General features: G+C 69.1%; 23 protein-coding genes. 8 read left to right on the plus strand and 15 right to left on the minus strand.

Annotation, left to right across the window (positions count from 1 at the left end):
- From FM051_RS18980 to FM051_RS19015, 8 genes are all read left to right on the plus strand, one after another.
- Complete coding sequence (locus FM051_RS18980) at positions 1–483, plus strand: hypothetical protein (protein WP_158844873.1); 483 nt, start codon at positions 1–3, stop codon at positions 481–483.
- A gap of 18 nt (positions 484–501) precedes the next feature.
- Complete coding sequence (locus FM051_RS18985) at positions 502–852, plus strand: hypothetical protein (protein ID WP_158844875.1); 351 nt, start codon at positions 502–504, stop codon at positions 850–852.
- A gap of 1 nt (position 853) precedes the next feature.
- Entirely contained in the window at positions 854–1,696 is an 843-nt protein-coding gene (locus FM051_RS18990) for a hypothetical protein (protein WP_158844878.1), read from the plus strand.
- A 10-nt stretch (positions 1,697–1,706) separates the two neighbouring features.
- Positions 1,707–2,267 (plus strand): LppU/SCO3897 family protein, encoded by a 561-nt coding sequence (locus tag FM051_RS18995; protein WP_158844881.1) that lies wholly within the window; start codon positions 1,707–1,709, stop codon positions 2,265–2,267.
- Positions 2,268–2,286: 19 nt separating this feature from the next.
- Positions 2,287–3,156, plus strand: coding sequence for a phosphotransferase (locus tag FM051_RS19000; protein WP_158844884.1), 870 nt, complete (start codon positions 2,287–2,289; stop codon positions 3,154–3,156).
- Between the two features lie 38 nt (positions 3,157–3,194).
- On the plus strand, positions 3,195–3,488 hold the full coding sequence (locus FM051_RS19005; RefSeq protein ID WP_158844887.1) for a TFIIB-type zinc ribbon-containing protein: 294 nt from the start codon (positions 3,195–3,197) through the stop codon (positions 3,486–3,488).
- A 96-nt stretch (positions 3,489–3,584) separates the two neighbouring features.
- Positions 3,585–4,025, plus strand: coding sequence for a hypothetical protein (locus FM051_RS19010; RefSeq protein WP_158844890.1), 441 nt, complete (start codon positions 3,585–3,587; stop codon positions 4,023–4,025).
- A gap of 62 nt (positions 4,026–4,087) precedes the next feature.
- Positions 4,088–4,459, plus strand: coding sequence for a hypothetical protein (locus tag FM051_RS19015; RefSeq protein ID WP_158844892.1), 372 nt, complete (start codon positions 4,088–4,090; stop codon positions 4,457–4,459).
- Between the two features lie 118 nt (positions 4,460–4,577).
- On the opposite strand, the gene FM051_RS19020 is transcribed toward FM051_RS19015, so the two are convergent.
- The 15 genes from FM051_RS19020 to rplJ form a co-directional block, all read right to left on the minus strand.
- Entirely contained in the window at positions 4,578–8,474 is a 3,897-nt protein-coding gene (locus FM051_RS19020; RefSeq protein ID WP_158844895.1) for a DNA-directed RNA polymerase subunit beta', read from the minus strand.
- Between the two features lie 111 nt (positions 8,475–8,585).
- A complete protein-coding gene (rpoB, locus tag FM051_RS19025) occupies positions 8,586–12,068 on the minus strand; it encodes a DNA-directed RNA polymerase subunit beta (RefSeq protein WP_158844898.1) in 3,483 nt (1,160 codons plus the stop codon).
- A gap of 468 nt (positions 12,069–12,536) precedes the next feature.
- A complete protein-coding gene (locus FM051_RS19030; RefSeq protein ID WP_158844900.1) occupies positions 12,537–13,586 on the minus strand; it encodes a hypothetical protein in 1,050 nt (349 codons plus the stop codon).
- Positions 13,587–13,595: 9 nt separating this feature from the next.
- Entirely contained in the window at positions 13,596–14,108 is a 513-nt protein-coding gene (locus tag FM051_RS19035) for a nuclear transport factor 2 family protein (protein ID WP_158844903.1), read from the minus strand.
- Between the two features lie 10 nt (positions 14,109–14,118).
- Positions 14,119–15,354, minus strand: coding sequence for an MCE family protein (locus FM051_RS19040; RefSeq protein WP_158844906.1), 1,236 nt, complete (start codon positions 15,352–15,354; stop codon positions 14,119–14,121).
- The gene (locus FM051_RS19045; RefSeq protein WP_158844909.1) at positions 15,351–16,499 is read right to left on the minus strand and encodes an MCE family protein; all 1,149 of its coding nucleotides are present in this window, start codon (positions 16,497–16,499) and stop codon (positions 15,351–15,353) included. Before FM051_RS19045 ends, FM051_RS19040 begins: the two co-directional genes overlap by 4 nt.
- On the minus strand, positions 16,496–17,665 hold the full coding sequence (locus FM051_RS19050; protein ID WP_158844912.1) for an MCE family protein: 1,170 nt from the start codon (positions 17,663–17,665) through the stop codon (positions 16,496–16,498). The genes FM051_RS19045 and FM051_RS19050 overlap by 4 nt, the downstream gene beginning before the upstream one ends.
- A 1-nt stretch (position 17,666) precedes the next feature.
- Positions 17,667–18,710 (minus strand): MCE family protein, encoded by a 1,044-nt coding sequence (locus tag FM051_RS19055; RefSeq protein WP_158844915.1) that lies wholly within the window; start codon positions 18,708–18,710, stop codon positions 17,667–17,669.
- Positions 18,707–19,735: an MCE family protein gene (locus tag FM051_RS19060; RefSeq protein ID WP_158844919.1), complete on the minus strand. Its 1,029-nt coding sequence runs from the start codon at positions 19,733–19,735 to the stop codon at positions 18,707–18,709. The genes FM051_RS19055 and FM051_RS19060 overlap by 4 nt, the downstream gene beginning before the upstream one ends.
- On the minus strand, positions 19,732–21,057 hold the full coding sequence (locus tag FM051_RS19065; RefSeq protein ID WP_158844922.1) for an MCE family protein: 1,326 nt from the start codon (positions 21,055–21,057) through the stop codon (positions 19,732–19,734). Before FM051_RS19065 ends, FM051_RS19060 begins: the two co-directional genes overlap by 4 nt.
- The gene (locus FM051_RS19070) at positions 21,054–21,893 is read right to left on the minus strand and encodes an MlaE family ABC transporter permease (RefSeq protein ID WP_158844925.1); all 840 of its coding nucleotides are present in this window, start codon (positions 21,891–21,893) and stop codon (positions 21,054–21,056) included. Before FM051_RS19070 ends, FM051_RS19065 begins: the two co-directional genes overlap by 4 nt.
- Position 21,894: 1 nt before the next feature.
- Positions 21,895–22,626, minus strand: a complete 732-nt coding sequence (locus FM051_RS19075; protein WP_238412498.1) for an MlaE family ABC transporter permease — start codon at positions 22,624–22,626, stop codon at positions 21,895–21,897.
- Between the two features lie 50 nt (positions 22,627–22,676).
- Positions 22,677–23,747: an ABC transporter ATP-binding protein gene (locus tag FM051_RS19080; protein ID WP_158844930.1), complete on the minus strand. Its 1,071-nt coding sequence runs from the start codon at positions 23,745–23,747 to the stop codon at positions 22,677–22,679.
- 327 nt (positions 23,748–24,074) lie between these two features.
- Positions 24,075–24,461 (minus strand): 50S ribosomal protein L7/L12, encoded by a 387-nt coding sequence (rplL, locus tag FM051_RS19085; protein WP_158844933.1) that lies wholly within the window; start codon positions 24,459–24,461, stop codon positions 24,075–24,077.
- A gap of 63 nt (positions 24,462–24,524) precedes the next feature.
- Complete coding sequence (rplJ, locus tag FM051_RS19090) at positions 24,525–25,082, minus strand: 50S ribosomal protein L10 (RefSeq protein WP_158844936.1); 558 nt, start codon at positions 25,080–25,082, stop codon at positions 24,525–24,527.
- Positions 25,083–25,179 lie beyond the last annotated feature (97 nt).

The following is a 25,179-nucleotide window of genomic DNA, read 5'->3' on the forward strand; positions in this document are numbered from 1 at the left end:
GTGGTCGCTGGACCGGGTGGATCCATCCTCGACATCCAGCTCCAACCCGATGCCCAGCGCATCCCGGCGCACGCGCTGTCCCGCACGATCATGAGCACGCTCCAGCAGGCAGTGGCCGATTCGGCGCGCCGGTCGGCGGAGGTCGTGCAGGAATTCGCGGGCGACCAGATCGACATCGTGGCGCGGGTCAACAAGGTGCAGGAGGACGTGTTCGGCATCAACCCGGCCGAGCAGGCGCCGCCGCCACCTCCCCCGAACGCGCCCGGCGCGTCGTTCCTCCAGCAGGCCAACGTGCGCCCGGCCATGCCGCCGATGCCGCCACCGCCGCCGCGTGCCCAGCCGCCGCACGTGCAGCCGCCGCACGTCCAGCCGCCGCCCGGTCGGCCGCCGGCGACCCAGCCGCCCGCACCGCCGCGTCGTCCCGCGCCGCCACCGCCGCGCAACGACGACCCGGACGAGGGCTTCGGCCCGATCCTGCGCTGACAGCCGACAAGGGACCACATGTCATTCGGAGTGGACGCCGAGGCGATCATCGCCTGCGGCAAGACCGTCGACGGCCTCTCGCAGGAGGCCGAGAAGATCAAGGAAGCCGCCCGGGCCGCGATCGTGCCCGAGATCTCCTGGGGCCTGCTCGGGCAGGCGTTGACGTACAGCGACTACGTGGAGCTGACGGACGCCTTCATGGACCACATGGGGAAGATGACCGAGAACCTGGGCAAGCTCGGCGATCAGCTGTCGCTGACCGGTGAGCACTACCGCGACGTCAACAAGGCCGTCGCGGACGCGTTGGACGACATCGGCAGGCAACTGGGCCAGGGGTCGAAGCCACCGTCGGTCGGATCGGGGGCATGACGTGGCCGAGGTAGCGGCGCCGGAGGCGGTCAGCACCGAGCAGGAAGTCCGCGACGAGAACTACTGGACCAGCGAGGACGGCGACTTCTTCAAGCCGATCGGCGAGAGCGGCACGGTCGAGGCAGGCGCCAAGGCGTGGGACGCCCTCGGTGGTCTGACCAGCGGAAACCCGATGGAGGTGCAGGCCGCCGTCGGCGACATCCAGGCGTTCCTCGGCGAGTTCCCGACCGCCGCGGAGATCATCGCCGACCCGTTGCACTCGCTGCTCACGTTCGGCCTCGGCTTCCTCATCGACCTGATCAAGCCGTTGGACGACGCGCTGAAGCTGGTCACCGGCGACGAGGAACAGCTGACGCTGGCGGCGCAGCACTTCGAGAAGGTCGCCACCGACCTGAAGGCGCTGTCCGAGAAGTTCGCCGGGACGGTGGAGAGCGGGCTGTCGACCTGGCAGGGCGAGGCGGCCGGTGCGACCGCCGTGCAGGTCGGGGTCACCGTCAGCCGGGTCTCGCGGATCGTCCAGCGGGTCACCGCGGTGCTGCAGAAGATCGGCCGGGTCTTCAAGATCCTCACCGGTCGGCTCGCCGGGCCCAAGTGGTGGCGGAACACGGCGGAGCAGTTCGCCGGCAAGGACGCCATGCAGACGTTCCTGGGCAAGGACGGCGCCGGGAACATCATCGGGCCGGGTGGCTGGAAGGGTTCAGCGCAGGTGTTCGGCAAGGATGCCGCGAGCGCCGCGGGCGCCACGCTGGCCGGAGCCGCGATGGAGAGCGGCAAGGACGTCTACGACATGGCCACCGACGAACCGCCCAACGCCGCGGACGTCGACCAGAAGCTCTCCATCTGAGGGGAATCCAGTGAGCGCTTTCATCTCCCGGGATCCGGCTTTCCAGGAGCAGATGCGGACACCGCCCAACAAGCGCCGCAAGGTCACCAAGCTCGGACTGGTCGTGCTGGCGGTGTTCGTGCTCGGGATCGGCGCGGTGGTCTACTTCGTCTCGCGGACCTCGCCCGGCGAGGGCGACTGCGCGGAGCCCAGGGGCAAGGCCCGCGAGCGGGTGGAGATGGTCAAGGTCGACTGCGGCTCCGCCCAGGCGGTGTACCGGGTGGCGATCTCCGCCTCCGCTCTCTCGGCGGACTGCCCGGAGGGCACCTACTACGAAGACCGCGGCAGTCGTTCGCGCAAGACCAAGCGCACGAACTACAAGTGCTTCATGTTGCACGTGAAGGAAGGCGACTGCCTGAAGGCGAACGAGTACACCGGGGCGAGCCTCTACACGAAGGTCGCGTGCGGCGCGGGCACGACCAAGGTCGACAAGGTCGTGGCGGCCAAGGCCGACGCGAAGCTGTGCGCCGAGACCGCCAGGGCCCACGTCTACACCCAGCCGGCGACGACCGTCTGCCTGAGCGGTAGCTGAGGCCCGGCACACTGGTCGGGTGAACTCCGATCTCATCGCGGGCATGGCGGCGCTGGTGGCCGCCGACGCCTCGCCCGAGGTGCTCGCGGTGCGCGGTGACGTCGTGGTGGTCCGGGTCGCGGACGTGGTGCTCAAGGCGCACGAACGCGGCACGGACCTCGCGGTGCTCACCGCGCGGCTCCGGTTGGCCGCCGACCCACGTCTGGGTGAACTCTTGCTGTCGCCCCGGACGGGGCCGGCGGTGGTGCTCGGGCGGGTCGTCACGGTGTGGCCGATGGGCACGCCGGTGCCGCAGAGCGAGCCGGAGGACCTGCCCATGGAGGCCGCCGGGCGGATGCTGGCGGCCTTGCACCGGTTCACCGCGGCGGACTTCGCGCCGCCCGTGCCCCTCGCCGGCGCCCACCCCCGGATGGAACGGGCGGTGCGCGATCTGACGTTGGACACGCCCGCCGCGCGGTTGGTGCGGCGGGCGTTCGCGACGTTGCCGGAGTTCGGGGCGGACGGGACCACGCTGATCCACGGCGACTGGCACCTGGGCCAACTGGTGTGGCGGGACGGCTACCGGCTGATCGACGTGGACGACCTCGGCGTCGGCGATCCGGCGTGGGACCTGGCCCGGCCGGCCGCTTTGCACGCGGCGGGCGTGCTCGACGCGGAGGCGTGGGGACGGCTGCTCGGGTCGTACCTCGACGCCGGTGGTGCGGGCGTGCCGCGGGACGACCCGTGGTCGGTGCTGGAGCCGCCGGCGCGTGCCCTGGTCGTCCAGATGGCGGCGCGTGCTCTTTCCGCTGCACAGCGCGACGAGAAGGAGTTGACCGACGCGCAGGAAGCACTGATCGAGGCGTGTGCCCGGATCGTGTCGACACACGAACCCATTCCGCGCGGCTAATATCGGATTTATCGCGTCAAGAGCAGGAGGCTCACACGATGCAGTGTCCCAAGTGTCATGCGAACATGCGCACCTTCGACCGCATGGGCGTGCACATCGAGCAGTGTGATGGCTGCCGCGGGGTCTTCCTCGATTACGGCGAGCTCGAGGCCATCACCCGCTTGGAGCAGCAGATGGCTCCGCCGCCCCCGCCGCCCGTCGCCCCGCAGCCGGCGCAGGTGCACTACGTCCAGCAGCCGGTCCAGCCGGGTTGGGGCGCCGCGCCGGGTTACGGCGGCCACTACGGCCACCGGAAGCACCGCGGTCTGGGTGGCTTGTTCTTCTCGTCCTGATCTTCGCCTTCGGTGGCCCCGTGCGTGTGTGCGGGGCCACCGTTGCCACTACCGAAAAACAGGGTGATAATCGGTAGTGACCGGAGGAGGTCCGTCATGTCCGTCGCCACCGAGGCCGCGCAGATCCGTGACCTGTTCGACCAGATCGAGGAGATCGAAGAGGTCGCGTCGAGCTTGTCGGAGGACGACGAGCGGCGGCGCAAGCTGCACGGCGTGGTGGCGAAGGCCCTGCGCACGGCCCCGCCGGTGCGGCCGGTGGTGGCCGGTGAGCTGCTGGAACTGACCGAGAAGACGGTCAAGGCGTGGGCCCGCGAGGGTGTGCTCGCCATCCACAGCCGGGAACCCCGGATGCTGTTGGACGCCGTGCGGCTGCACGAGGTGCTGCACGTCGTGTCGGAGCTGAGGCGGGCCGGCAAGAGCCGCGCGCTGCTGGACGAGGTGCACCGGCGGTTGAGCGATTCGGCGCTGTTGGAGCGCGAGGACCTGGCCGACAGCCTGGCGCAGATGCACCGCGGTGAAGGACGCGTGGTGCGCTGATCAAGGTCGTCGAGACGCCGGTCGCCAGTCATCAGGCGGCGGGCCTGCGCGGCGCCGCGCGCGTGGCGTACGACAGGTTCCTGGACGAGCTGTCCCACAGCGGCTGCGCGTCCCTCGGGTACCGCGTGACGGGCCCGGAACCCCTGCCCAGGCTGTGCGTGAAACACCTCCGCGGCACCGACCGCGTCGTAGTCGCATTCCCCTCGCCGCGGACCGCGTGGATATTGCTGGTCGGCCCCCACGACGACGATCCCGGCCGGGACCTTTACGAGACTTTGTACGAACTCGCCGGCGTCCGCCCGAAACTGACGGAAAAGCGCACCAAACCACCGTGCTGCTCGGACGCCGCGCCCCCGATCGCCGACGCGGACCTGGTGGACGACCTGGTCGCCCGCGCCCGCTCCCTGGCCAAGTCCCGCCGCCGCCCCGGCTAGTCCGACGACGGCCCTGGTTCCAGCGACCCCGCGGTCCGCGGACCTGCGACATGCGACATGCGAAAGGCCCCCGGAGCGGGAGGCTCCGGGGGCCTTTCGGTTCAACTGGCTACTTCGGTCAGCGGTAGTCGCGGCCGAAGTCGTAGTCGTCCAGCGGGACCGCCGCGCCCGTGCCCGTGCCGAAGACGTCCGGCGTGTAGTAGCCGTCGTCGTAGCTCGGGATGGCGTACGCCGCCGCGCGGGCTTCCTCGGTGGGCTGCACCTGGATGTTCCGGTACCGGTTGATGCCGGTGCCGGCCGGGATCAGCTTGCCGATGATCACGTTCTCCTTCAGGCCGATCAGCTTGTCCGACCGGCCGTTGATCGCGGCGTCGGTCAGGACACGCGTGGTCTCCTGGAAGGAGGCCGCCGACAGCCACGAGTCCGTGGCCAGCGACGCCTTCGTGATACCCATCAGCACCGGACGACCGGCAGCGGGCTCGCCGCCCTCGGCCACCACGGCCCGGTTGCCCGACTCGAACTCCGCGCGCTCGACCAGCGAGCCCGGCAGGAACTCGGTCGCACCCGAGTCGATGATCGTCACCCGGCGCAGCATCTGCCGGACGATGACCTCGATGTGCTTGTCGTGGATCGCCACACCCTGGGCCCGGTAGACCTTCTGGACCTCCTGCACCAGGTGCAGCTGGGCCTCGCGCGGCCCCATCACGCGCAGCACCTCGTGCGGGTCGGGCGTGCCTTCCAGCAGCTGCTGGCCGACGTGCACGTGGTCGCCGTCCTGGAGCGGGCCGGTGGCCGTGTTCGCGAGCCGCTGACGCTTGGACAGCTTCTCGAAGAGGATCTCCTCGGACCCGTCGTCCGGGATGAGGGTGATCTTCCAGAACCGGTCGCCGTCCTCGATGCGCACCCGACCGTCGACGTCCGCGATGGGCGCCTTGCCCTTCGGCACACGAGCCTCGAAGAGCTCCTGCACACGGGGCAGACCGGTCGTGATGTCGTCACCGGCGACACCACCCTGGTGGAAGGTACGCATCGTCAGCTGCGTGCCGGGCTCACCGATGGACTGCGCGGCCACGATGCCGACGGCCTCGCCGACGTCGACCAGCTTGCCGGTCGCCATCGAACGGCCGTAGCAGGACGCGCACACACCGACCGCGGACTCGCAGGTCAGCACCGAGCGCACCTTGACCCTGGTCACGCCCGCCTCGACGAGCGTCGCCAGCGCCGGGTCGCCCAGGTCGTCACCGCGGTTGAGCACGATGTTGCCCTGGCCGTCGGTGATGTCCTCGGCGATGGTCCGCGCGTACACGCTGGTCTGCGCGAACTCGGCCAGCACGACCTTGTCGCCCAGCCGCTCGCCGACCGTCATGTTCACGCCGCGCGTGGTGCCGCAGTCGACCTCGCGGATGATGACGTCCTGCGAGACGTCCACCAGACGACGGGTCAGGTAACCCGAGTCGGCGGTGCGCAGCGCGGTGTCGGCCAGACCCTTGCGGGCGCCGTGCGTGGCGATGAAGTACTCCAGCACCGACAAGCCCTCGCGGAACGAGTTCTTGATCGGCCGCGGGATGTACTCGCCCTTCGGGTTGGTCACCAGACCACGCATACCCGCCAGCGAGCGGACCTGGGTCATGTTGCCCGCCGCCCCGGACATCACGATCATGCGGATCGAGTTGTCCTCGGGGAAGTTGGCCTCCATGACCTCGGCGACCTCTTCGGTGGCCTTGGTCCACACCTTGACCAGCTCGTTGTTGCGCTCCGTGTGGGAGAGCTGACCGCGCTGGTAGCGCTTCTCGACCGCGTCAGCGAGCTTCTCGTACTCGTCCAGGATGCCCTGCTTGGCTTCCGGCACGAGCACGTCGGAGATCGCGACCGTGACACCCGACCGGGTGGCCCAGTAGAAACCGGCGTCCTTCAGCTTGTCCAGCGTCCGGGCGACGGTGACCATCGGGTACCGCTCGGCGAGGTCGTTGATGATCGTGGCCTGCCGCTTCTTGGGCATGACCTCGTTGATGAACGCGTAGTCCTGCGGCAGGACCTCGTTGAACAGCACGCGACCGAGGGTGGTGTGGGCCAGCCACGGCTGACCGGGCTCCCAGCCCTCCGGCTCCTGGCCCTTCGGCGGGTTCTTGTCCGTGATCCGGATCTTGACCATGGACTGCAGGCCCAGGACCTTGCGGTCGAACGCCATCAGCGCCTCGGCGGGCGAGGAGTAGGCCTGGCCTTCGCCGAGGTCGCCCTCCTTGTGCCGGGTCAGGTGGTACAGGCCGGTCACCATGTCCAGACGCGGCATGGCCAGCGGCTTGCCCGACGCGGGCGAGAGGATGTTGTTCGACGACAGCATCAGCACGCGCGCCTCGGCCTGCGCCTCGGCGGACAGCGGCAGGTGGACCGCCATCTGGTCACCGTCGAAGTCGGCGTTGAACGCCTCACAGACCAGCGGGTGGAGCTGGATGGCCTTGCCCTCGACCAGCTGCGGCTCGAAGGCCTGGATGCCCAGGCGGTGCAGCGTGGGCGCCCGGTTCAGCAGCACGGGGTGCTCGGTGATGACCTCTTCCAGCACGTCCCACACGGCGGGGCGCGCGCGCTCCACCATCCGCTTCGCGGACTTGATGTTCTGCGCGTGGTTGAGGTCGACCAGCCGCTTCATCACGAACGGCTTGAACAGCTCCAGCGCCATCTGCTTGGGCAGACCGCACTGGTGCAGCTTCAGCTGCGGGCCGACCACGATGACCGAACGGCCCGAGTAGTCGACGCGCTTGCCGAGCAGGTTCTGGCGGAACCGGCCCTGCTTGCCCTTGAGCAGGTCGGACAGCGACTTGAGCGGCCGGTTGCCCGGACCCGTCACCGGCCGGCCACGGCGGCCGTTGTCGAACAGCGCGTCGACGGCCTCCTGCAGCATCCGCTTCTCGTTGTTGACGATGATCTCGGGCGCGCCGAGGTCGATCAGTCGCTTGAGGCGGTTGTTGCGGTTGATGACGCGGCGGTACAGGTCGTTCAGGTCGGACGTGGCGAAGCGGCCACCGTCGAGCTGCACCATCGGGCGCAGGTCCGGCGGGATGACCGGGACGCAGTCCAGGACCATGCCCTGCGGGTTGTTGCGGGTCGCCTGGAAGGCGGCCACGACCTTGAGGCGCTTGAGGGCGCGCAGCTTCTTCTGGCCCTTGCCGCTGCGAATGGTCTCGCGCAGCACGTCGGCCTCGGCGTCCACGTCGTAGTCACCCAGGAGCTTCTGGATGGCCTCGGCGCCCATGGCGCCGGTGAAGTAGTCGCCGTAGCGGTCGTACAACTCGCGGTACAGCAGCTCGTCCGCGATCAGCTGGGCGCGCTCGAGCTTGGTGAACGTCGACCAGATCTCGTCGAGCCGGTCCAGCTCGCGCTGGGCGCGGTCGCGGAGCTGGCGCATCTCGCGCTCGCCGCCCTCCTTGACCTTGCGGCGGACGTCGGACTTGGCGCCCTCCGCCTCCAGCTCGGCCAGGTCGGCTTCCAGCTTCTGCGCACGGGCCTCGACGTCGGCGTCACGCCGGTTCTCGACCCGCTTGCGCTCGACCTGCATCTCGTTCTCGAGCGTGGGCAGGTCGTTGTGGCGCAGCTCGGTGTTCACGCCCACGATCACGTAGGCCGCGAAGTAGATGATCTTCTCGAGGTCCTTGGGGGCCAGGTCGAGCAGGTAGCCCAACCGGCTGGGGACGCCCTTGAAGTACCAGATGTGCGTGACGGGCGCGGCCAGCTCGATGTGGCCCATCCGCTCACGGCGCACCTTGGCGCGGGTCACCTCGACGCCGCAGCGCTCACAGATGATGCCCTTGAAGCGGACGCGCTTGTACTTGCCGCAGTAGCACTCCCAGTCCCGGGTGGGACCGAAGATCTTCTCGCAGAACAAGCCGTCCTTCTCGGGCTTGAGCGTGCGGTAGTTGATGGTCTCGGGCTTCTTGACCTCGCCGAAGGACCACTGGCGGATGTCGTCCGCGGTCGCGAGACCGATGCGGAGCTCATCGAAGAAGTTGACGTCTAGCACGTCTACTCTCTTCCCCTTTTTGATTTCGGTACTGCGTGGGAGCTGGCGGTTCGGTCACCGGGAGGCCTGCCCTTGATCTCTCGGGCAGGCGCCCCCGGTGACCGGCGAGGGTCAGTTGACGACGTCGTCCACGGACGGCGACTCGGACCTCGACAGGTTGATGCCGAGGTTCGCGGCCGCACGCTCGAGGTCTTCGTCGTCGCCGTCGCGCATCTCGATCGCGGCGCCGTCCGAAGACAGCACCTCGACGTTGAGGCACAGCGACTGGAGCTCCTTGAGCAGCACCTTGAAGGACTCCGGGATACCCGGCTCCGGGATGTTCTCGCCCTTGACGATGGCCTCGTAGACCTTCACGCGGCCGAGCACGTCGTCGGACTTGATCGTGAGCAGTTCCTGGAGCGTGTAGGCGGCGCCGTACGCCTGCATCGCCCAGCACTCCATCTCACCGAACCGCTGACCACCGAACTGCGCCTTACCACCCAGCGGCTGCTGCGTGATCATCGAGTACGGGCCGGTCGAACGGGCGTGGATCTTGTCGTCGACCAGGTGCAGCAGCTTCAGGATGTACATGTAGCCGACCGACACCGGGAAGGGGTACGGCTCGCCGCTGCGCCCGTCGAGGAGCACCGCCTTGCCGTTCTCCTTGACCATCCGCTCGCCGTCGCGGTTCGGGATCGTCGAGCCGAGCAGGCCCGTGATCTCGTCCTCGCGAGCGCCGTCGAAGACCGGGGTCGCGGTCTTCGTGCCCGGCTCGACGTCGTACAGCTCCGCCGGCAGGTTCTTCGCCCAGTCCGGGTCGCCGTTGATGCTCCAGCCCTGCTTGGCGATCCACCCGAGGTGGGTCTCCAGGACCTGGCCGATGTTCATACGACGCGGCACGCCGTGCGTGTTCAGCACGATGTCGACCGGGGTGCCGTCCTCGAGGAACGGCATGTCCTCGACCGGGAGGATCTTGCCGATGACGCCCTTGTTGCCGTGGCGGCCGGCGAGCTTGTCGCCGTCCTGGATCTTGCGCTTCTGGGCGACGTAGACCCGGACCAGCTCGTTCACGCCGGGGGGCAGCTCGTCGTCGTCCTCGCGGCTGAACACGCGGATGCCGATGACCTTGCCGTACTCGCCGTGCGGCACCTTCAGCGACGTGTCGCGCACCTCGCGCGCCTTCTCGCCGAAGATCGCGCGGAGCAGGCGCTCCTCCGGGGTCAGCTCGGTCTCGCCCTTGGGCGTGACCTTGCCGACCAGGATGTCGCCGGGCTGGACCTCGGCGCCGATGCGGATGATGCCGCGCTCGTCCAGGTCCGCCAGGACCTCCTCGGAGACGTTCGGGATGTCCCGGGTGATCTCCTCGGCGCCCAGCTTGGTGTCCCGCGCGTCGATCTCGTGCTCCTCGATGTGGATCGAGGTCAGGACGTCGTCCTGCACGAGGCGCTGCGACAGGATGATCGCGTCCTCGTAGTTGTGGCCCTCCCACGGCATGATCGCGACGAGCAGGTTCTTGCCCAGCGCCATCTCGCCGTTCTCGGTGCACGGACCGTCCGCCAGGACCTGGCCCTCCTGCACCCGGTCGCCCTCGTTCACGATGGGCTTCTGGTTGATGCAGGTGCCCTGGTTCGAGCGGCGGAACTTGTGCAGGCCGTAGGTCTGCCGCGAGCCGTCGTCGGCCATGACCGTGACGTAGTCGGCGGAGATCTCCTCGACCGCACCGGTCTTCTTGGCCACCACGACGTCACCGGCGTCGACCGCGGCGCGCAACTCCATGCCGGTGCCGACCAGCGGGGACTCGCTGCGCAGCAGCGGCACCGCCTGGCGCTGCATGTTCGCGCCCATCAGGGCGCGGTTCGCGTCGTCGTGCTCGAGGAACGGGATCATCGCGGTCGCGGCGGACACCATCTGCCGCGGCGAGACGTCCATGTAGTCCACGTCGGACGGGTCGATCTGCTCGACCTCGCCGCCCTTCTTGCGGACCAGGACCTTCTCTTCGAGGAAGTTGCCCTCGTCGTCGATCTTGGCGTTCGCCTGGGCCTTGACGTAGCGGTCTTCCTCGTCGGCCGTCAGGTAGTCGATCTGGTCGGTGACCCGGCCGTCGACGACCTTGCGGTACGGCGTCTCGATGAAGCCGAACGGGTTGACCCGGCCGTACGAGGACAGCGAGCCGATCAGGCCGATGTTCGGGCCTTCCGGCGTCTCGATCGGGCACATGCGGCCGTAGTGCGACGGGTGGACGTCGCGGACCTCCATGCCGGCCCGCTCACGGGACAGACCACCCGGACCCAGCGCCGACAGGCGGCGCTTGTGGGTCAGGCCCGCGAGCGGGTTCGTCTGGTCCATGAACTGCGACAGCTGCGAGGTGCCGAAGAACTCCTTGATCGCCGCCACCACCGGGCGGATGTTGATCAGGGTCTGCGGCGTGATGGCCTCGACGTCCTGCGTCGTCATGCGCTCGCGCACGACGCGCTCCATGCGGGACAGGCCGACCCGGATCTGGTTCTGGATCAGCTCGCCGACGGTGCGCAGGCGGCGGTTGCCGAAGTGGTCGATGTCGTCGACCTCGACGGGCACCTCGGTCTCGCCCGGCTTCATCGACGTCTCACCGGCGTGCAGGCGGACCAGGTACTCGATCGTCGTGACGATGTCGTCCTCGGTCAGCACACCCGTGGAGATCGGGGAGGCCAGGCCCAGCTTCTTGTTGATCTTGTAGCGGCCGACCTTCGCCAGGTCGTAGCGCTTGTCCTTGAAGAACAAGTTCTCCAGCAGCGCCTGCGCGGACTCCTTCGTCGGCGGCTCGCCCGGACGCAGCTTGCGGTAGATGTCGAGCAACGCCTCGTCGGTGCCCGCGGTGTGGTCCTTCTCCAGCGTCGTCAGCAGCGTCTCGCTGAACGAGAAGCGCTCGCGGATCTGCTCGGTGGTCCAACCCAACGCCTTCAGCAGCACGGTCACCGGCTGACGACGCTTGCGGTCGATGCGGACACCGACGGTGTCGCGCTTGTCGACGTCGAACTCCAGCCAGGCACCCCGGGACGGGATGATCTTGACGCTGAAGACGTCCTTGTCGGTCGTCTTGTCGATCGCGGTGTCGTAGTAGACACCCGGCGAGCGGACGAGCTGGGAAACCACGACCCGCTCGGTGCCGTTGATGATGAACGTGCCCTTGTCGGTCATCATCGGGAAGTCACCCATGAACACCGTCTGGCTCTTGATCTCGCCAGTGGTGTGGTTGGTGAACTCCGCCGTGACGAACAACGGGGCGGCGTACGTCATGTCCTTGTCCTTGCACTCCTCGGTCGAGGCCTTGACCTCGTCGAAGCGCGGGTCGGAGAAGGAGAGCGACATCGAGCCGGAGAAGTCTTCGATCGGGGAGATCTCGTTCAAGACCTCCTCGAGGCCGCCCGTCGGCGCCTCGTCACCTTCGTCGACGCGGCGCTGGAACCACGCCTCGTCGCCGGTGAGCCATTCGAACGACTGGATCTGCAGGTCGAGCAGGTTGGGCGTCTGAAGCGGTTCGTGGATCTTCGCGAAAGAGACTCGCTTCGGCGCTCCGGGAATCCCCGACGTGGAGTTGGTCGCAGCAGTGGCCTTGGTCGCGCGAGAGATCGCCAAGATGCGTCCTTCCAGGGACAGGTAGCTGGCTAGTCAGCGGAACTAGCACGGCTGTCAAGGGTGCGGCGATGCCCGGCAATCCAGCTCTCGGCGAAGGGCAAACGGAAAGAGGGCAGCGCAAAGGAGCAGTCTAGCCACGCGCGCGGCAACTGTCGAGAGGCACCTGGAAGGACCTTTCTCGTGCTCACCGACAGAGTGACCCCGCCGACGCCCACAGTCAAGATGCCACGCGGCGATCACCCCACTGGCGCAAGGCGCGATAACGCGGAGTTACCGCTGTGACCTGCGAAAATACATGGACGTGAGCAAGCGTGAACCTTTGGCGGGTGTTCAGACCCCGAAGGGAGATGGTGGCGATCTCGTTCAGTCACCGACCAAAAAGTGTGGTGCAGATCACGTTGTGCTTACGTGAAAGAAGGGCACGCAAGTCCTGAGTGGACGTCTGAGCAGCCGTTCGGCTGCTCAGCGTCAGCACTTGGCGGTCTCGGCGGCCTGGTCGCCGGTCTGGCCGAACATCTCCATGTTGTCGACCTTCCACCGGCCGTCGACCTTCTGCGCGCCGACCCGCATCATGGCGATGCCGCCGCCGCTCTGGTTGTCGGTGGTGCGGGTGGTGACCTGGTCGAGGAACAGCAGCACGGTGGCGCGGTCGCCGTCGAGCGAGGTCACGCCGCTGGACACGGCCTTCACCGTGACCACGAGCTTCTGCTCGGGCGCGAGCGTGCGGACCGGGCCGAAGATCGCGTTGTACTGGCACTTGGCCTTGCCGACCAGCAGTTCGTTGGCGGCCTTCTCGGTCGCGGAGACGTCGGCGAAGTTGTAGGAGAACGCCTTCTCCACCGCTTCGCGGGTCTGACCGGCGACCTCGGTGGTGCCGGCGCTGTCCACCAGGGCCTGGTCGTAGCGGACGTCGCCCGCCTGGTCCTGGAACCACACGCCCAGCCCGACCAGCAGGCCGGCCAGCACGACCAGCGCGATCGGCAGCACCAGGCCGTTGCGGGCGGCGGAGGCGGCGCGGACGTCGGCCGCGCGGTACCGGGCGGCCCAGGCGGCCTGCTCGGCGATGTCGGCACCCGGCTTGGTGTGCTTCGACGGGACGTCGTCGAGCACGCTCGGGGCGACCGCCTCGCCGGTGCGCTTGCGCCGTCCGGTCGGCCGGGGGCGGGGCGCGGGGTCCGCGACGTCGCCCTCGGCCAGGTCGTCCTCCGCGTCCTCGCGGGGCTCGATCAGACCCAGGGGCTCGGTCGAGCCGGCTTTGCGGGCCTCGACGCCGTTGGCAGGGGTGTCCTCGACCCGGGTGTCTTCAACCTGGGTGTCTTCAACCTGGGCGTCCTCGGCCTGCGAGCGACCGACCTGGGTGTCCTCGACCGACGTCACCTCGACGTCAACCCCGGCGTCGGCCTCGGGCTTGGCGGGCGCGGTGCCCGGCTCGGGGCGTTTGCGCAGGCCGGCGACGCGCGGCCGGACGGTCGGCGTGGTCGGGACGGGGCGGCGGCGGGACGGTGGCACTGACGTCATCTCCTCGGGTCACGCGCCGCCGGCCGCGACCGGCCCCAGCGCGCTGAGCTTCCAACCGGCATCGGTGCGGGTCAGGTCCGTCTGGTACCGGTTGACCTTCTTCACCGCCTGCCCGCCCTCCGGCGTCACGGTGGTCTCCACGACGGCGATCAGGTGCGCCTTGCCCGCCCGCGAGTCGAGTTCGGTCACGGCCGCGTCGAGCACCCGGCTCACGGTCACCGTCCTGGCGTCCTCGATCTGCTTCCTGCGGCTGTCCCGACCGCTCTCGATCTCGGTGCGCAGCTCGCCGGTGGACGAGTCGAGCCACCGGTCGAGGTCGTCGTCGACCTTCTTGTAGTCGAGGGTGGTGAAGTTCGCGATCCCGACCTGCCCGACCCGCAGCACCTCTTCCCGCTCCCGCGAGAACGCCACCGAGTCGTTGGCCGACGCGTTCCACCACGACACCCCGGCCCACACCGCGTAACCGGCGGCCAACACCGCAAGCACGGCCGCGACCGGGAGCACCCAACGTCGAACGTCCATCCGTCCCTCCTCAGCCCGGCAGACCGAGCAACTGCCCCAGGCTGGTCAGCACCGGCGCCTCGGCGGCCTCACCCGAAGGCGACGCCGGTTCCCGCCCCGGCTGCGACGTCGCGTCACCGGTGGGCGTGGTCGGGGTGCCACCGTAAGGCGCGTTCTGCGCGCCACGCACGCTGGTCGCACTCCCCCGCGCCAACGCGCAGTAAGCCTGCGTGTTCAGCTCGGCCGGGGTGGTGTCGGTGCCCTGCCGGATCTTCGTGGCCTCGTAGCCGACGGTGCACGGCGGCGGGTCGAACACGTTCAGGGCCAGCCCGAAGTGCGCGCCCGTCCCGTCACCCTTCGCCACGGAGAACCCGCCGCCGACCGCGATCGGGTAGGTGACGGCGATCTGCTCCAGCCCGTCCAGCCGCGTGACCAGGATGTTCCCCGTGGTCAGCAGGTTGGCGAACACGACGCCCAGGTTGGGCCCGGTCTCCCGGAGCAGCGCCGACACCTGCTCGGCGGCCTGCGGCGACACCCCGATGAGCCGCCGGATGTCGGTGTCGGAGTTCTTCAGCTGCTCGGCCAGCGCGCGCAGGTCGGTGGAGAACGACCTGATCGCGCTGCCCTGCGCGGCCTGCGTGTTCAGCACGACCAACCCGTCATTGATCAACGCCTTGGTCTGCGGCAGGTGCTCGGTCGCGGCCTGGGTGAACACCCTGGTGTTGTCCAGCAGCACCTGCAGGTCCGGCCCGGTGCCGCTGAACGCCAGGTCCAGCTCGTCCACCACGGTCCGCAGCGATTCCGTCGGCACCGACTTGGCGAACTCGTCGAGGTTCGTCAACAGCGCGTCGACCGGCGGTGGCGTCTTGGTCGCCGTGCGCGGGATGACCGACCCGGCCTCCAGGTACGGCCCGTCCTCACCACGCGGCCTCAGGTCGACGAACTGCTCGCCCACCGCGGACCGGTTGGCGACGACGGCCTCCAGGTCGGCGGGGATGGCGGGCGCGCTGGGGTCGATGTCGAGGTCGACCTCCAGCCCGTCGGCGGTCAGCCGCATCTGCCCGACCCGGCCGACGGCCACGCCGCGGTAGGTGACCTCGGCGTTGGTGAACACGCCGCCGGAGTCGGCGAGCTGCATCGTCACCACGTACCCGGACGCGCCGAACAGCCGGCCGAGACCGACGTACCGGGCGCCGACGTAGCTCACGCCGAGCAGCGCGATCAGCACGAACGCCACGATCTGGACCTTGGTCCGGCCGGGGATCACCGCCCACCTCCGAGCAGTCCGCCGAGCAGGTCGCCCAGCCCGGACGTGCCCGAGATCCCGGGCAGGGGCAGGTTGGGCAGCGGCAACGGCAGGGACGGCGCGTGGCCGTCCAGCCCCGGGAGGGTGGCCACCGGCGACTGCCGCGACCGGCCCAGGTTGTCCACGATCGTGCCCAGGTTCAGGTCGAGGTCCGCGTACAGGTTCGTGTAGTCGCCCCTGATGCCGTCCACCGCCGAGTCCGGGAACGGGTAGGTCAGCAGCAGCTCGAAGCCGTTGGGCAGGTTCGTCCCCGCCTCGGCGAGCTTCTGCAACGTGGGCGTCAACGCCTTGAGGTCGGCCACGATGTCGTCCTTGGACTTGTTCACCGTGTCGACCGCGACGTCGGACAGCGTGTCCAACGACTGGAGCAGGGTGACCAGCTGGGTCCGCTGGTCGCTGAGCACCTTCAGGCCCGGTTCCAGCCCGTCCAGCACCCCGGCGATCTGGTCGCGCTGGGCGTTCAGCGTGCCGCCGAGGCGGTTGAGGCCGTCCAACGCGCGGGTGATCTCGCCCTTGTGCGCGTCGAGGTCCCCGACCAGCGTGTTCAGGTTGTGCAGCAGCGACCGGATCTGCGGCTCGTTGCCCTCCAGAGCCGCGTTCAGCTCCCGGCTGATGTCCTGGATCTGGGCGATGCCGCCGCCGTTGAGCAGCATGGACAGCGCGCCGAAGACCTCTTCGACCTCGGGGTTGCGGTTGGTCCGCTCGACCGGGATGACCGAGCCGTCGCCCAGGGCGCCCTCTTCACGCCCCTCGGCCGGTCCGGCCAGCTCCACGTACTTCTCGCCGAGCAGCGCGGACTGGCGCAGCCGGGCGACCGCGTTGCCGGGCAGCCGCACGTCGCCGTTGACCAGCACGGTCACCTCGGCGGTCCAGCCGTCCGAGCCGAGGTCGATCCGGTCCACCCGGCCGACCGGCACGTCGTTGACCTTCACGCCCGCCTGCGGCACCAGGTCCAGCACGTCCTTGAACTGGACCTTCACCTGGTACGGCCGGTCGCCGACGTCCGCGCCGCCGGGCAGCGGCATGTTGTAGACGCCGTCGAAACCGCCCGAGCCGCAACCGGTCAGCACCAGCGCGCTCGCCAGGAGCACCACCAAAGGCCTCACTGGGGCACCCCCGCGAGCGGCAAGGGCAGCGGCACTTTGCCCTGGGACAGGTCGGACAGCACTTCGGCGGGCGTCTTCAACGGCACCGCGCCGCTCAGGATCGGCTCCAACTGGCGGCACGCCTCGGCGAGCACACCCGGCACGCGCCCCGGTTCGACACCCTGGATGAGCTTGCAGACCAGCACGATCGGCGGCTGGTTCAGCTCGTTGATGTCGGCACGGGTGTCGAGCGTGCCGGAGGCCGCGTTGTAGGCGTTCTGGAGGTTGCCCAGGGCCAGCGGCGCGACGTCCAGCGTCTCGGCGAGCGCGGCGCGCTGGTCCACCAGCACCTGCGTGATGCCGGCGAGCTTGTCGACGTTCGACTTGAGCACGGCCCGGTTGTCCTGGATGAAGCCCTGCACCTGGCCGAGCGCGGTGGCCAGCTCGTTCAGCGCGCCGCCCAGGTTCTCCCGCTCGTCGGCGAGGAACCCGGCGACCTCGGCCAGCTGCTTGTTGAAGTCGCTCACCTGGCTGTCGTTCGCGGCCAGCATGCCGGTGAACTTCTGCAGGTTGTCCACGGTGCCGAACAGGTCGTCCTTCGAGCCGGACAACGTGCGGGTGGCGTCACCGAGCTGCTTGATGGTGTCGCCGAGCGCCTGGCCGTTGCCCTGGAGGTTGCCCGCCGCCGAGTCCAGCAGCTCGGACAGCGCGCCGTCCTTGTTCGCGCCGTTGGGCCCGAGCGCGGTGGTGAGCTTGTTCAGGCTCGCGTACAGCTCGTCCAGCTCGACCGGGGTGGCGGTGCGCTCACGCGGGATGGTCGCGTTGTCGTCCATCACCACGCCGCCGGTGTAGGCGGGCGCGAGCTGCACGTACCGGTCGCTGACCACGCTGGGCGCGACCACGACCGCCTGCGCGTCCGCGGGCACCTTCACCGTGCGGTCGAGCGACATCACGACCTTCACCGTCGTGCCCTGCGGCTCGACCTCGTCGATGGTGCCGATCCGGACGCCGAGCACCCGCACGTCCGAGCCGGGGTACACGCCGACGGCCGCGCCGAACACGGCGGTCACCCGGCGGCTGTTGACGCCCGTGAACACCCACCACATCGCCGCCGCCGCCACGATCGCGAGCACGCACGCGATCGCCACGGCACGGGTCAGGTCGCGGCCGATCCTGGTGGTCGTCATGTCAGTTCCCTCCCCCAGCAGGAGCCGAGCGCTGCACGCCGGGCGGGAGACAGCCCTCTTCGTTGAAGCCGACCACGCCGAGGTTCACCGACGGCGGCAGCAGGCCGCAGATGTAGACGTCGAACCAGCGGCCGTTGCCCAGGACGTTCGCGAACACCCGGTAGAACGGCGCCATCAGCGCCAGGCTGCGGTCGATCGTGTCCTGGTTGCGCTGCAACATCGTGGCGACCCGGTCCAGCTGCTCCAGCGCGGGCCGCAGCTGGGCGGAGTTGTCGGCGACCAGGCCGGACAGCTCCTTCGACAGCTCACGGGTGCCGTTGAGCAGCGCCACGATCGCGTCCCGCCGCTTGCGCAGCTCCCCCAGCAGCAGGTTGCCGTCCGCGAGCAGCTTCTCGAACTGCTCGTTGCGGTCGGACAGGGTCTTGCTGATCTGGTTGGTGTTGGCCAGCAGCCGCGCCAGCTGCTCGTCGCGCGACGAGATCGTCTTCGACAGCGCGGACAGGCCGTCCAACGCGCCGCGGACGTGCTCCGCCGAGCCCCGGAACGTCTCCGACAGCACCTGGAAGCTGTCCGCGAGCTGCTTGGTGTCGATCTGGCCGACCGTGGACGCCAGGCCGTTGAACGCCTCCTGCACGTCGTACGGCGACAGGGTGCGCTCGCGCGGGATCGGGTCGCCCGGGTTCAGCGGCTCCGAACCCTGCGGGTCCAGGGCCAGGAACTTCTGCCCGAGCAGGGTCTTGATCCGGATCGTCGCGGTGGTGCGGTCGCCCACCCACGCGTCCTTGACCTTGAACGACACCTTCACCTTGTCGCCGTCCAGCTCGACCTTGGTCACCTTGCCGACCTTCACGCCCGCCACGCGCACCTCGTTCGCCGGTACCAGGCCGGCGGCCTCGGTGAACTCGGCCGAGTACGTGGTGCCGCCGCCGATGATCGGCAGGTCGTCCGAGTAGAACGCGGCGAGCAGCAGCAACGCGATCACGGTCAGGCTCACCGCGCCGACCGTCACCGGGTTGCGCCGGGTAGCACTACCTGGGGTTTTCACGGGCGACACCTCGGCTGCGTGACCGGCAGAGCGGTGATCGGGACGGGGTCGTTGACGATCGGCGGCACGGTGACGCTGCCGGAGCCCTCGCACAGGAAGAAGTTGAACCAGGACCCGTAGGACGCGGTCCGGGACAGCGCCTCCAGCTTGTTGGGCAGGCGCTGGATGACGCCCTCGACGACCGCCTCGTTGTCGGCCAGCGTCTGCGCCACCAGGCCGAGGTTCGCGATGTCGTCCTTCAACGGCTGCCGCGACTCGTTGAGCAGGCCCGCCGTGGTCGAGGTCAGGTCGCCCAGGGCGCTGATCGCCTCACCGATCGGCTGGTGGTCGCGCGCCAGGCCCGTCGTCAGCTCCTGGAGCGTCGCGACCAGCGTGGACACCTGCTCGGTGCGCGAGTTGACGGTGTCCAGCACGGCGTTGAGGTTGGTGATGACCTCGCCGATCACCTGGTCGCGGCTCGCCAGCGTGGACGTCAGCGACGCGGTGTGGCGCAGCAGGCCGTCGATCGTGCCGCCCTCGCCCTGGAGCACCTGGATGATCTCGTTCGACAGCTGGTTCACGTCGTCCGGGTTGAGCGCCTGGAACAGCGGCTTGAACCCGTTGAACAGCACGGTCAGGTCGAGCGCGGGCTTGGTGCGCTCCAGCGGGATCACGTCACCCGGCTTGAGCGCGGAGGCGTCGCCCACGCCGTGCTCCAGCGAGATGTACCGCTGGCCGACGAGGTTGCGGTACTTGATCGTCGCGGTGACCGACGCGGGCAGCGTGCGGTCGCCCTCCAGCGAGAACTCCACCTCCGCCAGCCGCCGGTCGACCACGCGGATCTCGTCCACCTGGCCGACCCGGACGCCCGCGATGCGGATGTCGTCGCCCTCGTTGAGCGCCGTGACGTCGGTGAACCGGGCCGTGTAGCCGGTGGCGCCGTTGAAGTTCACGTTCGAGATGGTCACCGCGAGCAGCGTGGTCGCCAGGATCGTGATCGCGGCGAACACGGCCAGCTTGACCAGCGGCGCGGCCAGGGACCTCATGCCGTCACCTCCGCGCCCCGGTACAGGGGGCCGAGCAGCAACGCGGTGAAGCTCGGCATCTGGTCGCGTTCCAGGCCGAACTGCGGCGCGAGCAGCGCGGCCAGGAAGTCCTGCTCCTCAGGCGAGTTGGCCAGGGTCGGCACGCCGTGGAACGACGACGGCGACGTGGTGCCGCCGCTCGTGCCCGTGGCGGGCGGCAGCACGCCGTCGTTCGCCCCGCGGGCGGGCGGCGGGGACGACGAACCGTCCTTGACCGGGCCGTCCGGCGGGTACTGCGGGAACGGGTCCGGCCGCGGCACGACGTCGTAGCAGCGGGGGCCGCGCTTGTCGGCGTACTCCGGCTCGTCCTTGCCCGGCTCGTACTTGCCGCGGTCGGCGGTGATCTCCAGCGTGATGTGCAGGCCCGGCTCGTTCGTGCCCTTGCCGAACACCTGGTCCATGATCGGCTTGAACTCGGCCAGGCCCTTGAGCAGGCACGGGTACTCGGGCGCGTACTTCGCCAGCAGCTCCAGCGTCGGTCGGCTGACGTCGGAGAGCTGGATCAGGTTGTTCTTGTTCACGGCGAGGAAGCTGTTCAGGTCCAGCGAGGTGGTGGTCAGCGTGCCGTACATGGCCAGCAGGTTGTCCCGCTGCTCGACCAGCGTGCGGCTGGTGACCGTGGCGTCGCTGAGGGCTTGCACCAGGTCCGGCGCGGCGTCCGCGTAGACGTTCGAGACGTCCGCGAGGCGGCTGATGCCCTGCTTGAGCGCGGGCAGCTGCGGGTTGAACTCGCCCAGGTACGAGTCGAGCCGGACCAGCGTGTCGCCCAGCGGCCTGCCCCGGTTCTCCAACGCCTGCGACATCGCGGTCAGCGTGGTGGCCAGCTTCTCCGGCTGCACCGCCTGGAGCACCGGCATGAGGTCGTCGAGCACGCGTTCCAGCTCGACCGCGCTGCTGGAGCGGTCCTGCTCGATGACATCGCCCTCGGCCAACGGCTGCTCGGACTGCTTCGGCAGCACCAGGTTCACGTACCGCTCGCCGAACAGGGTCTTCGGCAGCAGTCGCGCGGAGACGTTGCCGGGGATGTGCCGGACCTGCTCGGGGTCCAGCGCCAGGTCCAGCTCGGCGCCGTCACCGGCGGTCCGGATCGCCTTGACCTCACCGACGATCATGCCGCGGACCTTCACGTCCGAGGCGACCTGCAACTGGTTGCCGACCCGGTCGGTCTTCAACGTCACCCGCACCACCTGGGTGAACGCGTCGTTGTAGAGCGCCACCGTGAAGGTGAGGAAGAGTGCGATGACGACGAGGAACACGACGCCAAGGAGTCGTCGCTTGATCATCCGGCGATCCTCACCGTCGTCGTCGTGCCCCAGATGGCCATGCTGAGGAAGAAGTCGAGCAGGCTCGTCGTGACGATCGCCGTGCGCACCGCGCGGCCGACCGCGACACCCACGCCCGCCGGGCCGCCGCTGGCGCGGTAGCCGTAGTAGCAGTGCGTCATGATGATCACCACGGCGAAGACGAGGACCTTGCCGAACGACCAGAGCACGTCGATCGGCGGTAGGAACAGGTTGAAGTAGTGGTCGTAGGTGCCCGCCGACTGCCCGTAGAACTCGACGGTGATGAATCTCGCCGCCAGGTACGAGGTGAGCAGGCCGATCACGTACAGCGGGATGATCGCGATGAAACCCGCGATGATCCGCGTGGTGACCAGGTACGGCAGGCTGGGGATGCCCATGACCTCCAGCGCGTCGATCTCCTCCGAGATCCGCATCGCGCCCAGCTGCGCGGTGAAACCCGAGCCGACCGTTGCGCTGAGGGCCAGGCCCGCGACCAGGGGCGCGATCTCACGGGTGTTGAAGTACGCGGACACGAAGCCCGCGAACGCCGACGTTCCGATCTGGTTGAGCGCGGTGAAGCCCTGCAGGCCGACGACCGTGCCGGTGAACACCGACATGCCGATCATCACGCCGATCGTGCCGCCGATGACCGCCAGCGCGCCGGAACCGAAGCTCACCTCGGCCAGCAGCCGCAGCGTCTCGCGCAGGTAGCGGCTCAGCGTGCGCGGCGTCCAGGCGAGCGCGCGGAGGTAGAACCACAGCTGGTCGCCGAAGGTGTCCAGCATGGCCAGCGGCGCGTTCGCCACCTTGCGGAACCGGTCGTTGATCGTGGCCATCTCAGCTCCCCTTCGCCGGGACGACCTGGAGGTAGATCGTGGTGAGCACGAAGTTCACGAAGAACAGCAGCAGGAACGTGATGACCACGGCCTGGTTGACCGCGTCGCCGACGCCCTTCGGGCCGCCCGCCGGGTTCAGGCCGCGGTAGGCGGCCACGATGCCCGCGATGAACCCGAAGATCAGCGCCTTGATCTCGGAGATCCACAGGTCCGGCAGCTGGGCCAGGGCGCTGAAGCTCGCCAGGTACGCGCCGGGCGTGCCGTCCTGCAGGATCACGTTGAAGAAGTAGCCGCCCATCACGCCGACGACGCTCACCATGCCGTTGAGCAGCACGCTGACCAGCATCGCGGCCAGCACGCGCGGCACGACCAGGCGCTGGATCGGCGAGACGCCCAGCACCTCCATGGCGTCGATCTCCTCGCGGATCTTGCGGCTGCCCAGGTCGGCGCAGATGGCCGAACCACCAGCGCCCGCGATGAGCAGGGCGGTCACGATCGGGCTGGCCTGCTGGATGATCGCCAGCACGCTCGCCGCGCCGGTGAACGACTGGGCGCCGATCTGCCGGGTCAACGAGCCGATCTGGAGCGCGATGACCGCGCCGAACGGGATCGAGACCAGGGCCGTCGGCAGCACCGTCACGCTCACCACGAACCAGCACTGCTGGATGAACTCGCGGACCTGGAACGGGCGGCGGAACGTGCTGCGGACCACGTCGATGCCGAGCGCGAACATCCGCCCCGTCTCGCGCAGCGCGCCGACGCCGGGGAACGCCGCCGGTGCGCTCACAGCACGCCCCCTCGCCGCGGCCACGGGCTGGGCGTCATCGGGCTCGTCCGATCCACACCGGCCATGACCTGGTAGTGGCGCTGCTCGTCCGGCGTGAGGCTGGCGATGATGCTCTGCTGGGCCTCGGGCGGCAGCGTGTGCAGGATGCTCATCACCCGGTCCTTGCGACGCCGCACCGCACCGCGCGGCGGGAGTCCGGGCGTCGGTTCCAGCTGCGGCACCACGCCGCGCACGTCCTCGTCCGGTGAGCCGTCCGAGTGGCCCGCGTCGCGGTGCGCCAGCTCGGCGGCCATCGTCGCCTGGTCCTTCTCCTCGGACATGCCGATCGGGCCGATGCGGCGGCCGTTGAGGAACTGCTCGACCACCGGTTCGTCGCTGGTGAGCAGGACTTCGCGGGGACCGAACATGACCAGCTCGCGGCGGAACAGCATGCCCAGGTTGTCCGGGACCGTGCGGGCCACGGTGATGTTGTGCGTGACGATGAGGATCGTGGCGTCGATCTGCGAGTTCAGGTCGATGAGGAGCTGGCTCAGGTAGGCCGTGCGGACCGGGTCGAGGCCGGAGTCCGGCTCGTCGCAGAGGATGATCTCGGGGTCCAGCACCAGGGCCCGCGCCAGGCCGGCGCGCTTGCGCATACCGCCGGAGATCTCGCCGGGGAGCTTCTTCTCCGCGCCGACGAGGCCGACCATCTCCATCTTCTCCAGCACGATCCGCCGGACCTCGGCCTCCGTTTTGCGGGTGTGCTCGCGGAGCGGGAAGGCGACGTTGTCGAAGAGGTTCATCGAGCCGAACAGCGCGCCGTCCTGGAACAGGACGCCGAAGAGCTTCCGGATCTCGTAGAGCTTGTGCTCGGAGCAGCGGACCAGGTCCGTGCCGTTGATGAGGATCTTCCCGCGCTCTGGTTTCAGCAGGCCCACCAGGGACTTCAGGAAGACCGATTTGCCCGTGCCCGACGGTCCGAGCATCACGCTGACCTCGCCCGGTGGGAGGGTGAGCGTGACGTCCCGCCAGATGGTCTGCTTGCCGAAGGACTTGGTCAGGCCCTCGACGACCACCTCGACGCCCATCGCACCTCCTGGTCAGCGGCACCAACGCCGGACGCCGGCCGGGCCGGCGTCATACCGGTGCAACGAGGCCGCCGCGTCGTAGTTACTCACCAGTTGGGCTAACGCGGTCTCGGATGGGTAACGGCGTGACCTCGCTCAACCCGTCAGCCCCGCACCGGCGAGGCGTGGCCCCCGATGGTGGGCCACATTCGGGGACGTGGTCAAGATCACCCGATTGAGCTAATCGGGTGTCAGCCGGCAACTCTTCGTGCCCACCGACCCCTTGAACAGCACGAGGGCGGGCACCCGGTGTGGGTGCCCGCCCTCGTAGCGGCGTCGAGCGTCAGATCACTTGAGCGAGATCTTGGCGCCGGCGGCCTCGAGCTTCTCCTTGGCGGCGTCGGCGACGTCCTTCGCCACGTTCTCCAGGATGGCCTTCGGAGCGGACTCGACCAGCTCCTTGGCCTCCTTCAGGCCCAGGCCCGAGACGACCTCGCGGACGACCTTGATGACCTGGATCTTCTTGTCGCCGGCGCCCTCGAGGACGACGGTGAACTCGTCCTTCTCCTCCTCGGCGGGAGCGGCAGCGGCGGCCGGGCCGGCAGCGGCAACGGCGACCGGCGCGGCGGCGGTGACCTCGAAGGTCTCCTCGAACTGCTTCACGAAGGCCGACAGCTCCAGGAGGGTCATCTCCTTGAACGCGTCGAGCAGCTCGTCGGTGCTGAGCTTCGCCATGATGGCGGTCCTTTCTCTTTCAACGCCCGAACTGCGGCCGGGACGCGGAGTGTCTGGGTGTGATCAGCTTTCGGCCGGAGCGTCGGCCTCGGCGGCGGCAGGCGCCTCCGCGGCCTTCTTCTCCTGGAGGGCAGCAGCCAGGCGAGCGACCTGGGAAGCCGGGGCGTTGAACAGACCCGCGGCCTTGGCCAGGTTGCCCTTCATCGCGCCCGCCAGCTTGGCGAGCAGCACCTCGCGGGTCTCGAGGTCCGCGATCGCGGAAACCTCGTCGACCGAGAGGGGACGGCCATCCATGTAGCCGCCCTTGATGACCAGGGCCTTGTTGTCCTTCGCGAAGTCGCGCAGGGCCTTCGCCGCGTCGACCGGCTCGCCTTCGACGAAGGCGATGGCGGTCGGACCGACGAGCAGGGCCTCGAGGCCCTGGACGCCCGCGTCCTCAGCGGCACGCTTGACCAGCGTGTTCTTCGCAACGGTGTACGTGGTGCCCGCGCCGAGAGCGCGACGCAGCGTGGTGAGCTGCGCCATGGAGAGGCCGCGGTACTCGGTCACGACAGCGGCCGAGCTTCCACGGAACTTGTCCGTGAGCTCGGCGACGGCCGAAACCTTGCTGGGCTTCGCCATGATCGCCTCCTCTCTGGGCTAGGTGACGCACCGGTCGAGCCGAGAGGGCCGCGCAAAACAAAAACGCCCCAGCGCAGCAGCACGGGGGCGTGACGGG

Origin of the sequence: Saccharothrix deserti (genome assembly GCF_009769385.1) — a bacterium.
Classification (GTDB): domain Bacteria; phylum Actinomycetota; class Actinomycetes; order Mycobacteriales; family Pseudonocardiaceae; genus Actinosynnema; species Actinosynnema deserti.